The sequence below is a fragment of the Corynebacterium sp. TAE3-ERU16 genome, assembly GCF_019209935.1.
GTDB classification, from domain to species: Bacteria; Actinomycetota; Actinomycetes; order Mycobacteriales; family Mycobacteriaceae; genus Corynebacterium; species Corynebacterium antarcticum.
The window spans coordinates 111,582-124,901 of sequence record NZ_JAHUTN010000001.1 but is presented as its reverse complement, the minus strand read 5'-3'; the positions used below and the strand labels follow the sequence as shown (position 1 = coordinate 124,901).

Here is a 13,320-nt window from a genome sequence, read left to right as displayed (position 1 = left end):
GTCAGTGCGCCCCGGAGACGCCGGCGGACTCGAACGTCGTCATGTCCCGCATGATGTCCACGGCGACCCGGACCAGCGGCAGGGCTGCGGCGGCCCCCGACCCCTCGCCGAGGCGCATGCCGAGTTCGACGATCGGTTGCTTGCCGAGGTGCGCGAGCGCGATGCTGTGCGCCGGCTCGACGCTGCGGTGGCCGGCCATCCACCACGCCGCGGCCCCGGGCGCGAGGCGGTCGGCCCACAGGGCGGCGGCGGTCACGACGACCCCGTCCAGCAGCACCGGTGTACGGCGTACGGCGGCCTGTGCGAGAAACGCCGCCATCGCGGTCATGTCCGGGGAGGACACGGTACGCAGGACCTCCACCGGATCGTGCTTGAGGTCCCGGGCCCGGAACATCGCGTCCCGTACGACTGCGGTCTTCCGCTTCCAGCCCTCGTCGTCGATGCCGCTGCCCCGACCGACGACGATGACGGGTTCCGTTCCGGTGGCCAGTCCGATCAGGACGGCTGACGGAGTGGTGTTGCCGATGCCGAGATCGCCCGCGATGAGAAGGTCCGCGCCGGAATCTACCTCCCGATCGGCGAGTCGTTTGCCCACCTCGATCGCGCGGAGTGTCTCCTCCTGTGTCATCGCGTCCTCGATGTTGATCGCTCCGCAGCCGCGGCGTACCCGGTCCGGGCCGGTGACGTCATGATCGAGGGAGATGTCGGCGACCTGCACCCGTGCTCCCGCAGCCCGGGCCAGGACGTTCACCCCGGCACCCCCGACCTCACCGATGTTGTGGGCCATCTGCAGTGACACCTCCGCGGGGAACGCGGAGACGCCGTGAGCCGCGACTCCGTGATCGCCGGCGAAGACGACGACGGACGGGTCCGTGATCCTGTTCGGCGGGCAGCAGCCCTGACACGCGGAGAGCCATGCGCCGATCTCCTCGAGGCGGCCGAGGGAACCTGCGGGCTTGGTGAGGGTCAGCTGGTGGTCGAACGCGGCCCGGTGCACGTCGGCGTCCGGAGGTGTCACGGGCGGGAACAGATCGGTTTCAGTCATGAGGCCTTCTCCTTGGTGGTGGTGTCGACCGGGTGGGGCCCGGTGGGGGAGTGTGGCTGGGATGCCCGGGTTCCCGGCGGGTCGGGTGGCCGGTAGCTATCCCAAGCGTAGCGGGAGGCCGGCGACGACCAGGACCGTTTCATCGCAGACCTGGGCGAGGTCCCCGTTGAGTTTCCCGATCTCGTCGCGGAACAGGCGTGCCGAGCGATGCTCCGGAATCACACCCATGCCCACTTCAGGGGAGACGAGGATGAGGTCGGAGCTCCCGGGGAACTGCGCGACCGCGGTGACCAGCTCCCGGCACCGGGGACCGACGGTACCCCGGGGGCCGTCCCAGGCCTGCGCGGTGTCGATGGTGTGCGTCAACCACGTCCCGAGGTCGTCGACGATGATCCAGCCCGGCGGAGGATCCGCGAGAACCTCGACCGCGTCGACGGTGTCGACGGTGTTCCAGTGATCGGGGCGCCTGCTGGTGTGCTCCCGGATCCGTTCCGAGAAGTCGTCGTCGCCGGGCCACGGACGTGCGGTCGCGACGTAGGTGACTGCGGTGGCGTCGGCGGGGACCAGCCCCTCGGCGTGGGTCGACTTCCCTGATCTGGCCCCGCCGAGAACGAGTGTGCGCACGGGTGCGACGCCGTCTCTAGATGTCGTCGCCGACGTTGACGCGGGGCTTCGGGGTGCGCAGCTTCCGGGGCTGTGTGGACCGGGAGTACGCGTAGAAGCCGAGCGAGAACCCGGGGGCGGTGCTGCCCGGGAAACGCTCCCGCGTGGCCCGGTTCACCCGACGGCCGATGAGGACACCCTCGATGAAGAACATCAGGATGACGGCCATCGCGATCAGGGTCAGGACGTTGGCGACCACGGGATAGTACTGGGAGGTGAACATCACCACCAGGAGGATGAGGGCCACGGGCATGAACAGGGAGTTGAAGAACCGACGGCTGTCGATCCAGTCCCGGGCGAAACGCCGTTCCTCGCCCTTGTCCCGGTCCTGCAGGTAGCGTTCGTCACCGGCGTCGATCCGCTTCTGCGCCTCGTGTCTGCGCGCGGCGCGCTCGTCGCGTTCGCGCTTCTTGTACGCCTTGTACTCCTCTTTCGACATTGACGCCTTCAGCGCCTTCTTCCGCTCCCTCATCTGGCGGAAGGTCTGCGGGGTGTCCGCGGGTTCCCGGATGATCCCCTTCTCGCGTTCGACCTCCCGGCGCTTCGGCGTCGGTCGTCCCTTGGGCGGGGTATACCCCTTCGGGAGGGAGGCGTCCCGGGAAGCGGACGGGGATGCGTCGTGCCCGTCGGCGGCTCCGGCCCCGGTGGGACCGGAGCGCGTCGTGTCGTCGGCGGCGTCGGTGCTCGAGGATTTCTGCCAGGGTAGTTTCACGGACTCAAGGGTACAGGGGCCCCTGTCGACCGGGAATACCGGGATACGCCCGCGCGTTGCAGTCGGTGTCCCCGGAAACCGGAATCCGTGAGGGCGGTGCCGATACCGAAAATCCCGGTCGTGTGATGCGGACGGCACCCGCCGGGTGCACCACTCCCCGGCGCAGTAGTACGGTGGTGCACACGAGTTCTACGTCACCCGTCACAGGGTGCCACTTATCAAGGAGAGACACCGATATGACCGCACCCGAGACAAGCACCGGTGTGATCCTCACTGACGCTGCGGCAGCCAAGGCCAAGGCACTGCTCGATCAGGAGGGTCGCGACGACCTGTCCCTGCGCATCGCCGTGCAGCCAGGTGGCTGCGCCGGACTGCGCTACCAGCTCTACTTCGACGACCGTGACCTCGACGGAGACAAAGTCGACGTCATCGGTGGTGTCCGTCTCGTCGTCGACAAGATGAGTGTCCCGTACCTCAACGGTGCACGGATCGACTTCGCCGACACCATCGAGTCCCAGGGATTCACCATCGACAATCCGAATGCGTCCGGTTCCTGTGCCTGCGGGGACTCCTTCAACTGAGACCGAAGGTCGCCCCGGTGCGTCAGCGCCGCGGCATCTTACGGAGGAACGGCCGTTGAACCGGCGGGGTTCAGCGGCCGTCTCATCTGTGTGGGCAGGTTGCTGAGGGGGTGGATTTCCCGGGTGATCCGCTAGGCTCTGCAGGCGTGCAGCCCACTGGTGAACCGCACGTACGGGTCGCCTCTCCCGGGAAGGATTCCACCGCCATGTCCGCACTGGATCGTCTGCTCGAGTTGGTCAACCGGAAGATGACGGCTCTCCGGAAGCGGCTCGATGGACTCGAAGAACAGAAGCGGATCGATGCTCTCGCGGTTGCGGGCCTGTCCGCGGACGGGGTCACCCCGACCGCTCCCCGGCGGCGGCCACACTTGGCCCGGGTCGAGGGGTTCCTCGCTCTCGTGGTGGTGATCGTCCCGATGGTGTCCCCCCGGGAGGAAATTATCATGCCGACACTCTGGCTCGCCGGAACGCTGCTGTGCGCCCTGTTCTGGAACCTCATCCTCGGTCTCTGGCGGTTTTTCGCGTCCGTGCACCTGCCGACGGTGCGCAGTGCGTGGTACGAGATCGCCGTGGGAGCACTGTTCACCGTGCTGTTGCTCGGCTATGCCGCGGTCCGGCTCAATGACGCCACGGAGATGTCGACGGTGATGACCGTCGCCATGGTCCCCGCGGGTCTCACGGTGACCGCGACGATCAGTCTCCTGCTGCGCAGGTTCGTGCCGTACACCCCCCGGACCAGCTGGTGGCTGTACTAGCACGGTACCGGTGGGGTGGTGGCGCCCCGTGGCGTCAGATCTCCACGGGGTAGTCCCTGTCCTCGATGTCCGGATGGATGCGGTCCTCGACGAAGATCCCGTGCCAGATCATGAAGGCCAGTACCGTCCACAGGCGGCGCGAGTGGTCGGATGCGCCCTTGCGGTGTTCCGCGAGCATCTCGCGGATCGCGGGGATGTTGAAGATGTGCTCCGTGCCCGATTCGTTGATCGTCGCCAGCGCCCAGTCGTGGAGTTCCTCTCCGGCGAGCCAGTGCCGCATCGGGACGGGAAAACCGAGCTTCCTCCGGTGCAGGACGTGCGGGGGAACGATCTGCTCGAGGGCTTTGCGCAGGGCGTATTTCGTGGTGCCCTCGGCGATCTTCAGGTCGTACGGGATCGTCTCGGCGACGGCGAACACCTCCCGGTCGAGGAACGGGACGCGGAGTTCCAGCGAATTGGCCATGGTGATCTTGTCCGCCTTGACGAGGATGTCACCGCGCATCCAGGTGAAGAGATCGAGGTGCTGCATCCGCGCGACCGGGTCCATGTCCACGGATTCGGCATAGATGGGCGCGGTCACGTCGGTGTGATCCCAGTCGCGCCGGGCATCGGGAAGTACGCGCTGCAGTTGTTCCCAGTTGAAGGAACGCGCGTTGCCGTAGTAGCGCTGCTCCATGGGCGTTGTTCCGCGTTCGAGGAGGGACTTCCCCTTCATTCCCTCGGGAAGTGAGCGGGAGAACATCGCCAGGGCCTTCTTGAGCGGATCCGGGATCAGGTTGAACGGTGCCAGCGACAGCGGTTCCTTGTAGATGGTGTAGCCGCCGAACAACTCGTCCGCGCCTTCGCCGGAGAGGACCACCTTGACGTGTTTTCTGGCTTCGGCGGCGACGAAGTAGAGGGGGACCAGCGACGGATCCGCGACCGGGTCGTCGAGGTACCACATGATCTTCGGTACGGCGTCGACGTACTCCTCCGGGGAGACGATCTTCACTATGTGCTCCGCACCGATCGCCTCGGCGGATTCCGCCGCGACGTCGACCTCGGAGTACCCGTCGCGTTCGAAGCCCGTGGTGAAGGTCAGGAGGTCGGGGTTGTGGCGCTTCGCCAGGGCGGCGATGGCGGTCGAGTCGATTCCACCGGAGAGGAAGGAACCGACGGTCACGTCGGCGCGCATGTGCTTGGCGACGGAGTCCTCGAGAGCCGCGGCGATCCGGTCGAACAGATCCTGCTCGCGTCCTTTCGTGACGGGGCGGGCCGGGAACCGGGGGCGGAAGTACCGACGCTGGATGACGTCACCACCGGGGGAAACGGTCGCGGTGCACCCCGATTCGAGCCGCCGGATCCCGGCGTGCAGTGTCTCCGGTTCCGGCACGTACTGCAGGTCGACATAGTGCTCGATGGCGCGGTCGTCCAGGGCCGGGGCCATCCCGATCGCGGGCCCCATCTCGAGAATGCACTTCTTCTCGCTCGCGAACACCGTGCCGCGGTCCGTGGTCGCGTAGAAGAGCGGCTTGATCCCGAACGGATCCCTGGCGAGAAAGAGCTGACGTTCGGTCGTGTCCCAGATCGCGAACGCGAACATCCCGCGCAGATGCTCCACCACTTCGGCCCCCCAGTGGTGGAATCCGACCAAGATGGGCTCGCCGTCCCCTGAGGTGGAGAAGGTGTACCCGGCGTCCTCGAGCTCTCCGCGGAGTTCCAGATAGTTGTAGATCTCGCCGTTGAAGGTCATCGTGTACCGGTCTGCCTCGCCCTCGGGCCCCCAGGAGATGGGCTGGTGGGAGTGGGCGATGTCGATGATCGAGAGCCGGTTGAAGCCGAAGACCGCCGAATCATCGTGCCAGGTGCCGTCCTCGTCCGGGCCGCGGTGCCGCATGCAGGGCAGGGCCTGCTCGACAGCTGTCACGTACGACGCGGCGTCACCGCCGGACGTGAGCATTCCTAGTAGACCGCACATTGCCGGGTGTCCTTCTTCCTGTCGGGGTCGGGTACTTGGGACGGTCCGGCCGGAACCGGACTCATTGGGATCACTGTACTTGGGTCGTCACGGCGGTGGTTCGGGCAGTCGCCCGGCTGTGTCGTTGTGAGGGGCCGGGAACCTGCCCGTGTCCGTTGATCGTTGGGAACGGGGGTGATTTCGGGGGCATCGGACGGAGCCCGACTGTGGGGGTGACGGAAACGTGATACTCCAAAGCGTCATGTGACTCGATGGGCGCTCGGTCGATCCATTCGCCCATTTGAGGGTAGCCACAAGATGGACATGGTGTGAGTTGTCTAACAGTCGAAGGGGTTCGCGTTGGGTCTGACCATGGCGCATGCAGTAAAATCCTCACTGTTTTATCAGGCGCGTGATGATCGCGCAGGTGCAGCGACAGCGAACGGCGTGGATTACCGGGCCGGATGCGATAGTCTGCGAAGTTAGGAAGGGCGTTAACGTCCTTACATCTTTAGTGTGGACAGGAAGGCAGACACACGTGGAACAGCGAAACAAGCGTGGCTTCAGGCGCAAGGCGATGCTCGCCGGCACCATCGGTGCGGGCAGCCTTGCCCTGACCGGCTGTGATGTCGCGGCACCCGGCGGCACCATCGGTCATCTCCTCCGTTTCGGGTGGCCGGAGGGTATCACTCCCGAAGCGACGGCCATGGGGAACTTCTGGGTCTGGATCTGGGTCGCGGCCTGGATCATCGGCGCCGTGATGTGGGGTCTGATGCTCTACTCGCTCTTCGTGTTCTCCGCGAAGCGTGCCGAGAAGCAGGGCAAGGGTGAGTTCCCGAAGCAGGTCGGGTACAACGTCCCCGTCGAGCTCGTGCTCACGGTCATGCCCATCCTGATCGTGCTGACCATCTTCTTCTTCACCGTCCAGACCCAGGACAAGGTCACCGCCCTGGACAAGGATCCGAAGGTCACCGTCGACGTCACCGCGTTCCAGTGGAACTGGAAGTTCGGCTACGGCGAGGTCGCACCGGAGCTCTCGCCGACGGGAAGCCTGTACGACGGCACCGATCGGGAGCGCCAGGCTGCCGCCGAGCAGCATGAGGGATTCGACACCACCCGTGGTGCCGAAGGGGAGGCGCACCACGCCACCGAGGCCGGTCCGATCCACGGCAAGCCCGCCTCGGACCTCAGCTACCTCCACTTCAACAAAATCGAGACGATCGGTTCCACCGAGGAGGTCCCGGTGCTGGTTCTGCCCTCGCAGACGGCCATCGAGTTCGACCTCGCCTCCGCGGACGTCGTGCACTCCTTCTGGATCCCCGAGTTCCTGTTCAAGCGTGACGCATTCCCGCATCCGGAGGCCAACCTCTCCGAGCGTCGTTTCCAGGTGGCGGCGATCGAGAAAGAGGGCGCCTTCGTCGGACGCTGTGCCGAGATGTGCGGTACCTACCACGCGATGATGAACCTGGAGATCCGGGTCGTTTCCCCGGAGCGGTTCACCGAGTACCTCAGGTACCGGATGGACAATCCGGACGCCCCGAACTCGGAGGCGCTCAAGGCCATCGGTGAGGCTCCCTACGCCACCAGCACCAGCCCGTTCCTTCCCGGCCGCACGGACACCCGCTCCGTCAGCCCCGGAAGCAACACCGTCGACCTCAACAAGACCGCACTGTAAGGGAGCTGACCAACAATGAGGAATGCCTCCAAGATCTTCTACGGGATCACCGTATTCATGGCGGTCATGGCCATCATCTACATCGTGACCACCATGCACCTCAACGACTCCGGAAACATCCGGGGACTTGAGTGGGCCGGCGCCACCGGGCTCGCACTTTCCGCGGGTCTCGCGCTGATGCTCGGCGCCTACTTCCACTTCACCGAGCGTCGGATGGACATCCTCCCGCAGGACTGGGAGGAGGCCGAGGTCGAGGACGGATCCGGAATGCTCGGGTTCTTCAGCCCGTCATCGATCTGGCCGTTCGCGATGACCTGCGCGATCGCCGTGCTCGGTTACGGGATCGTCTTCATGGCCTACTGGCTCATCGCCATCGGCGCCGTGCTGCTGATCCTCTTCGCGACCCTGCTCAATCTCCAGTACGGAATTCCGCGCGAGAAGCACTGACGAAGCAGTTTCCTCCCCAGCCTTCCGGGGAAGGTGGTGCTCCATCCGTCATTCGGATGGGGCACCACCTTTTTGGGTGGGTACCGGTGGGTGCAGCGGTCCGTTCCGGCCTCCGGATCGGGGTTTCCTGAGAACAGTGGAGCATCGGAATGGTACGTATTCGCTCGGTCCGGCGGCGGGAGGCCGCCTTGTCGGTCGTCTCCCGCCGTTACCGCGGGTGTCCGGTGGTGCGTACACTGAGCCGGTTTCCGGGCGGGGACGGGGGCTCCGGTACGGGGGGGATGACTGAGTGCGTCAGCTGAAACAGCTCCGGCTCACCGAAGTGGCCCCCGTCGTTGCCGAAGCTGCTCCCCAAGGCCGGTCGTGCCGGTGCTGAGCCTCAAAAAGCCAGGTTATCGGGGGTCAAACTAAAGTTGTAGACGGTGCATTCGGGGGGCCGCCAAAATGTGAGAAGGCACACAGTTGATTCTCGAGACAATCGGGTGGAACGTGGTCGGGGGTGCCCGGAGATATCTGTGATCGGCACACCGTGGGGGAGCCGTTTCGGGGGGTCGACCCCACTACCTGCGGAAACCGTGCGTCGGATGAAAGGTTCCTAAAGTTCCACGGGATCGGGAAAATTTCTGAAAATTTAAGGCGGTGCCGGTGACACCTGCGCCTTTTGGTATCGAGCTAAATGTGCCGGGGGGCGTGAGGTGACTTGAACCTGAAAACCGACCATACTGGTTCACGTGACGAGCGCAGTAGGAAACCCAGGAATGGCAGCAACGCAACGTGTTGCGGCACTGAACCGACCCAACATGGTCAGTGTCGGCACCATTGTGTTCCTGTCGCAGGAATTGATGTTCTTCGCTGGCCTGTTCGCGATGTACTTCGTGTCGCGCGCCAACGGCCAGGGGGAGAGCTGGGACCACTGGACCAGCTTTCTCAACGTCCCGTACGCGTTGGTGTTCACCACCATTCTGGTGGCGTCATCGTTCACCGCGCAGTGGGGCGTCTTCGCCGCTGAAAGGGGTGACGTATTCAGCCTTCGGATCTGGTACACGATCTCGACACTCATGGGTCTGACATTCCTCGGTGGTCAGATGTACGAGTACACGCACGCGGTGCACGAGGGCATGACCATCCAGAGCAGCGTGTACGGTTCGGTCTTCTACATCACGACCGGCTTCCACGCGGCCCACGTTCTCGCCGGTGTCCTCGCCTTCGTGGTGGTTCTCATCCGCGTGAGCAAGTCCAAGTTCACGCCCGCCCAGGCAACCGCTGCGATGGTGGTGTCGTACTACTGGCACTTCGTCGACGTCGTCTGGATCGCGCTGTTCATCACCATTTACTTCATTAAGTAGGCCGTAGCTGCCGACGCGATCACGGACTCGCCCCCGGGTATCCGCGCACAGGCCTACAGCCCTTCACTTTCCGAGCACACGTAATAAGGAAAATGATGGAAACCAACCCACAGACCACCGGGAACGCTGCTCCGGCAGCGGACTCGGCCAAGAAGGTCAAGAATCGCCGCAAGGTCCGGCGCACCGTGGCCGGTGCAGTCGCACTGACCGTCGGTCTGACCGGTACCGGCCTCCTGGCCGGCGCTCTGACACCCGATGTTCAGACCGCCACCGCGGCCAAGGATGAACAGGCCCTGATCCAGGAGGGCAAGGACATCTACGACACCGCCTGCATCACCTGCCACGGAGCCAACCTCCAGGGTGTGAAGGACCGCGGTCCCTCACTGATCGGTGTCGGTGAAGGCGCCGTCTACTTCCAGGTTCACAGTGGCCGGATGCCGATGATGTCGAACAACTCCCAGGCAGAGCGGAAGCCCGCCCGGTACAACGAGGAGCAGACCCTCGCCCTCGCGGCGTACGTCAACGCGAACGGCGGTGGCCCCGGGATCGTCCGGAACGCGAACGGCTCCGTCGCCCTCGAGAGTCTCCGGGGCGAACACTACGACGGGAACATCGACCCGGCGGACGTCGCCAGGGGTTCCGAGCTCTTCCGCCTGAACTGCGCATCGTGCCACAACTTCACCGGCAAGGGCGGTGCGCTGTCATCCGGTAAGTTCGCGCCCCCGCTGGCGCCCGCGAACGAGCAGGAGATCTACCAGGCCATGCTCACCGGACCCCAGAACATGCCGAAGTTCTCGGACCGGCAGCTCTCTCCGGACGAGAAGAAGGACATCATCGCCTTCCTGAAGTCCGTCAAGGAAACCCCCGACCAGGGTGGTTACGGTCTCGGCGGTGTCGGACCGGTCGCTGAAGGTCTCCTGATGTGGCTGTTCGGCATCGTGGTTCTCGTCGCCGCCGCTCTGTGGATTGGATCGCGCTCATGAGCAATACCGACAAAAAGTACACGTCCCAGGAACTCAACGCGATGTCCAACGAGGAGCTCGCGCGTCTGGGTACCGAACTCGACGACGTCACCGTCGCGTACCGCAAGGAACGGTTCCCTCTCGACAACGACCCCGCCGAGAAGCGTGCGGTGCGCACGGTCGGCTTCTGGTTCGCCCTCGGCGGCATCATGGCGCTCGCGTGCATCGTCATCTACATCGCCTGGCCGTGGGAATACAAGTACCTCGGTCAGGAGGGGCTGTGGACCTACTCGCTCTACACACCGCTGGTCGGTCTGACCCTGGGACTCTCCGTGCTCTCCCTCGGGTTCGGGGCGGTTGAGTTCGTCAAACGTTTCATTCCCGAGGAGGTCGCGGTGCAGCGACGTCACGACGGTCCCTCCGATGAGGTCGACCGTAAGACGATCGTCGCTCTGCTGAACGACTCGTGGGAGACCTCGACACTCGGCCGCCGGAAGGTTCTCATGGGGATCATGGGCGGCAGCGCCGTTCTCGCCGGTATCGCCATGTTCGTTCCGCTCGGCGGGATGATCAAGAACCCGTGGAAGAAGGGCCCGCTCGGGATCCAGGGCGATGGAACCCTGTGGACCTCGGGTTGGACCCTCTTCGATCACGGTGAGAAGCTCTACCTCGGCCGCGACACCGGTGCGATCGCCGAAGAGCACGACGGTCACATGACCACGCAGGGTGTCACCCGCCTGGTGCGCATGCGCCCCGAGGACATGCAGGCCGGCGGCATGGAGACGGTCTACCCGCTGCCCGTGCACTACGTGAACGACGGTGATTCCTACGATCCGCAGTTGGACGTGTACGAGGAGCAGATGCACTCGATCCACGGTCCCCGCAACCCGGTCATGCTCATCCGGCTCCGTAGCGCGGACGCGGCCCGCGCCGTTCAGCGGGCTGGCCAGGAGGCCTTCCACTACGGTGACTACTACGCGTACTCCAAGATCTGTACCCACATCGGTTGTCCCACCTCGCTGTACGAGCAGCAGACCAACCGCATTCTCTGTCCGTGCCACCAGTCGCAGTTCGACGCTCTGCAGTACGGTAAGCCGGTGTTCGGCCCCGCCGCCCGCGCACTGCCTCAGCTGCCGATCACCGTCGACGACGAGGGCTACCTCGTCGCGGCTGGCAACTTCATCGAGCCGGTTGGTCCGGCCTTCTGGGAGCGTCGCTCATGAGTAACAAGAAAATGGCCCAAGTAGCCGACAACCTCGATTCAAGGCTGACGATCTCGGGTGTCATGCGCACCCAGATCAACAAGGTCTTCCCGACGCACTGGTCCTTCCTTCTCGGTGAGATCGCGCTGTACAGCTTCGTGATCCTGCTGATGTCGGGTATCTACCTCACGCTCTTCTTCGATCCCTCGATCACCAAGGTGATCTACGACGGCACCTACGCGCCGCTCCGCGGCATGGAGATGTCCCGCGCCTACGAGACCGCGCTGAATATCTCCTTCGAGGTCCGGGGCGGGCTGTTCATCCGGCAGCTGCACCACTGGGCCGCCCTGATGTTCGCCGTCTCCATCATGGTCCACATGATGCGCATCTTCTTCACCGGTGCGTTCCGCCGTCCCCGCGAGGCGAACTGGATCATCGGCTGCATCCTGCTGCTGCTCTCGGTGGCCGAGGGCTTCTTCGGATACTCCCTCCCGGATGACCTGCTCTCCGGCGTGGGTCTGCGGATCATGTCCGCCATCGTGATCTCGCTGCCGGTCATCGGTACCTGGATGCACTGGCTGATCTTCGGTGGCGACTTCCCGTCCGATCTGATGCTCGACCGCTTCTACATCGCGCACGTTCTGCTCATCCCGGGCATCCTCCTCGCGCTGATCGCCGCGCACCTCGCACTGGTCTGGTTCCAGAAGCACACCCAGTTCCCCGGACCGGGTCGTGCGGAGAACAATGTCGTCGGCGTCCGGATCCTGCCGGTGTTCGCGGTCAAGTCCGTCGCCTTCGGTCTCATCACCTTCGGCCTGCTCGCGCTGCTCGCCGGTGTCACCCAGATCAACGCGATCTGGAACCTCGGTCCGTACAACCCCTCGCAGGTTTCCGCCGGTTCGCAGCCCGACATCTACATGCTGTGGACGGACGGCGCTGCGCGTGTCATGCCGGCCTGGGAGCTCTACTTCGGTAACCACACCATCCCCGCGGTCTTCTGGGTGGCGATCATGCTCGGCATACTCGTGGCACTGCTGTTCACCTACCCGTTCATCGAGAAGAAGATCACCGGCGACGACGCACACCACAACCTCCTGCAGCGTCCCCGCGACGTTCCGGTCCGTACCTCGATCGGTGTCATGGCCATGGTGTTCTACTTCCTCCTGACGCTGTCCGGCGGTAACGACCTCTTCGCCCTCCACTTCCACATCTCGTTGAATGCGATGACGTGGATCGGTCGAATCGGTCTGGTCGTCCTTCCGCCTCTGGCCTACTTCCTCACCTACCGTCTCTGCATCGGCCTCCAGCGTTCGGACCGTGAGGTTCTGGAGCACGGTATCGAGACCGGCGTCATCAACCAGATGCCGAACGGTGCATTCGTCGAGGTCCATCAGCCGCTCGGCCCGGTCGACGAGCACGGTCACCCGATCCCGCTCGAGTACGCCGGCGCGAAGGTCCCGAAGCAGATGAACGAGCTCGGCTACGGCGGACAGCCCGGCCGAGGCGGATTCTTCAAGGCGGATCCCGAGGAGCTCGCGGCGAAGGCCCGGGAGATCGAGGAAGCCAACCACCACGAGGAAACCGAGATGTTCCGTCGTCTGCAGGATTCGATCCGTGCAGAGGACAGGGCCCGCGGTTTCGACAACTGACGGCGGTCCTCAGACCCCGCGCTCCGTACCCCGCTTCGCCGACCGAAAAACGGTCGGGGAAGCGGGGTACCGCGCATTCAAGGGCGATTCTCCGGCTACCTCCGCTCGTCGGGCGAGATGCCAGTGGGGCTGGTTGCACACCTATATATAGGTGTGCAGGCCAGTTCGAACGGCCGCGGGGTGCGGTGGGCGGTCGACCGTGAAGAGAGATCCGGAGAGTCGTGGGGTCTCCGGACGACACGATTGGTTCCCCGGACCTGAATCCGGGCCCGGCGTCCCGCACAGAGGCTTCCCGCCCTCGATTCCGGTTGATGCGGGATCCCCGCACACCGCAGGCGGCTTTCCGG

12 protein-coding genes are annotated in these 13,320 nt (G+C 64.7%); 8 read left to right on the top strand and 4 right to left on the bottom strand.

Translation table 11 applies throughout. The features are described from left to right. Nucleotide 1 precedes the first annotated feature (1 nt). The 3 genes from cobT to KRX55_RS00520 all read right to left on the bottom strand — a co-directional run bounded on the left by cobT (nt 2) and on the right by KRX55_RS00520 (nt 2,420). Nucleotides 2-1,045, bottom strand: coding sequence for a nicotinate-nucleotide--dimethylbenzimidazole phosphoribosyltransferase (gene cobT, locus KRX55_RS00530; protein ID WP_218405928.1), 1,044 nt, complete (start codon nt 1,043-1,045; stop codon nt 2-4). A 96-nt stretch (nt 1,046-1,141) separates the two neighbouring features. Further along, nucleotides 1,142-1,669: a bifunctional adenosylcobinamide kinase/adenosylcobinamide-phosphate guanylyltransferase gene (locus KRX55_RS00525; RefSeq protein ID WP_218405927.1), complete on the bottom strand. Its 528-nt coding sequence runs from the start codon at nt 1,667-1,669 to the stop codon at nt 1,142-1,144. Nucleotides 1,670-1,685: 16 nt separating this feature from the next. Beyond that, nucleotides 1,686-2,420: a DUF3043 domain-containing protein gene (locus tag KRX55_RS00520; protein ID WP_218405926.1), complete on the bottom strand. Its 735-nt coding sequence runs from the start codon at nt 2,418-2,420 to the stop codon at nt 1,686-1,688. Nucleotides 2,421-2,656: 236 nt separating this feature from the next. Between KRX55_RS00520 and KRX55_RS00515 the strand changes: the two genes are divergently transcribed. Beyond that, complete coding sequence (locus tag KRX55_RS00515; RefSeq protein WP_198736308.1) at nt 2,657-3,001, top strand: HesB/IscA family protein; 345 nt, start codon at nt 2,657-2,659, stop codon at nt 2,999-3,001. 206 nt (nt 3,002-3,207) lie between these two features. After that, nucleotides 3,208-3,756 carry a hypothetical protein gene (locus KRX55_RS00510; protein ID WP_218405925.1) on the top strand — a complete coding sequence of 183 codons (549 nt, stop codon included), beginning with the start codon at nt 3,208-3,210 and terminating at the stop codon, nt 3,754-3,756. A gap of 34 nt (nt 3,757-3,790) precedes the next feature. Here the strand turns inward: KRX55_RS00510 and asnB are convergent, their stop codons facing one another. After that, nucleotides 3,791-5,713 carry an asparagine synthase (glutamine-hydrolyzing) gene (asnB, locus tag KRX55_RS00505; protein WP_218405924.1) on the bottom strand — a complete coding sequence of 641 codons (1,923 nt, stop codon included), beginning with the start codon at nt 5,711-5,713 and terminating at the stop codon, nt 3,791-3,793. Between the two features lie 517 nt (nt 5,714-6,230). Here asnB and ctaC point away from each other — a divergent pair. The 6 genes from ctaC (at nt 6,231) to qcrB (ending at nt 12,973) form a co-directional block, all read left to right on the top strand. Then, entirely contained in the window at nt 6,231-7,367 is a 1,137-nt protein-coding gene (gene ctaC, locus KRX55_RS00500; protein WP_218405923.1) for an aa3-type cytochrome oxidase subunit II, read from the top strand. A gap of 15 nt (nt 7,368-7,382) precedes the next feature. After that, the gene (gene ctaF / locus KRX55_RS00495; RefSeq protein ID WP_218405922.1) at nt 7,383-7,814 is read left to right on the top strand and encodes an aa3-type cytochrome oxidase subunit IV; all 432 of its coding nucleotides are present in this window, start codon (nt 7,383-7,385) and stop codon (nt 7,812-7,814) included. Between the two features lie 731 nt (nt 7,815-8,545). Beyond that, nucleotides 8,546-9,160, top strand: a complete 615-nt coding sequence (gene ctaE, locus KRX55_RS00490; RefSeq protein WP_198736303.1) for an aa3-type cytochrome oxidase subunit III — start codon at nt 8,546-8,548, stop codon at nt 9,158-9,160. A gap of 92 nt (nt 9,161-9,252) precedes the next feature. Beyond that, nucleotides 9,253-10,143, top strand: a complete 891-nt coding sequence (qcrC, locus tag KRX55_RS00485; RefSeq protein WP_218405921.1) for a cytochrome bc1 complex diheme cytochrome c subunit — start codon at nt 9,253-9,255, stop codon at nt 10,141-10,143. Continuing rightward, complete coding sequence (gene qcrA, locus KRX55_RS00480; protein ID WP_218405920.1) at nt 10,140-11,345, top strand: cytochrome bc1 complex Rieske iron-sulfur subunit; 1,206 nt, start codon at nt 10,140-10,142, stop codon at nt 11,343-11,345. The genes qcrC and qcrA overlap by 4 nt, the downstream gene beginning before the upstream one ends. Then, nucleotides 11,342-12,973, top strand: a complete 1,632-nt coding sequence (gene qcrB, locus KRX55_RS00475; RefSeq protein WP_200256785.1) for a cytochrome bc1 complex cytochrome b subunit — start codon at nt 11,342-11,344, stop codon at nt 12,971-12,973. Before qcrA ends, qcrB begins: the two co-directional genes overlap by 4 nt. Nucleotides 12,974-13,320: the final 347 nt, after the last annotated feature.

Coding starts and splice junctions, on each gene's coding strand:
- cobT (WP_218405928.1), bottom strand. CDS start 1,045: ATGACTGAAACCGATCTGTTCCCGCCCGTGACACCTCCGGACGCCGAC.
- KRX55_RS00515 (WP_198736308.1), top strand. CDS start 2,657: ATGACCGCACCCGAGACAAGCACCGGTGTGATCCTCACTGACGCTGCG.
- KRX55_RS00510 (WP_218405925.1), top strand. CDS start 3,208: ATGTCCGCACTGGATCGTCTGCTCGAGTTGGTCAACCGGAAGATGACG.
- asnB (WP_218405924.1), bottom strand. CDS start 5,713: ATGTGCGGTCTACTAGGAATGCTCACGTCCGGCGGTGACGCCGCGTCG.
- ctaF (WP_218405922.1), top strand. CDS start 7,383: ATGAGGAATGCCTCCAAGATCTTCTACGGGATCACCGTATTCATGGCG.
- qcrC (WP_218405921.1), top strand. CDS start 9,253: ATGATGGAAACCAACCCACAGACCACCGGGAACGCTGCTCCGGCAGCG.
- qcrA (WP_218405920.1), top strand. CDS start 10,140: ATGAGCAATACCGACAAAAAGTACACGTCCCAGGAACTCAACGCGATG.
- qcrB (WP_200256785.1), top strand. CDS start 11,342: ATGAGTAACAAGAAAATGGCCCAAGTAGCCGACAACCTCGATTCAAGG.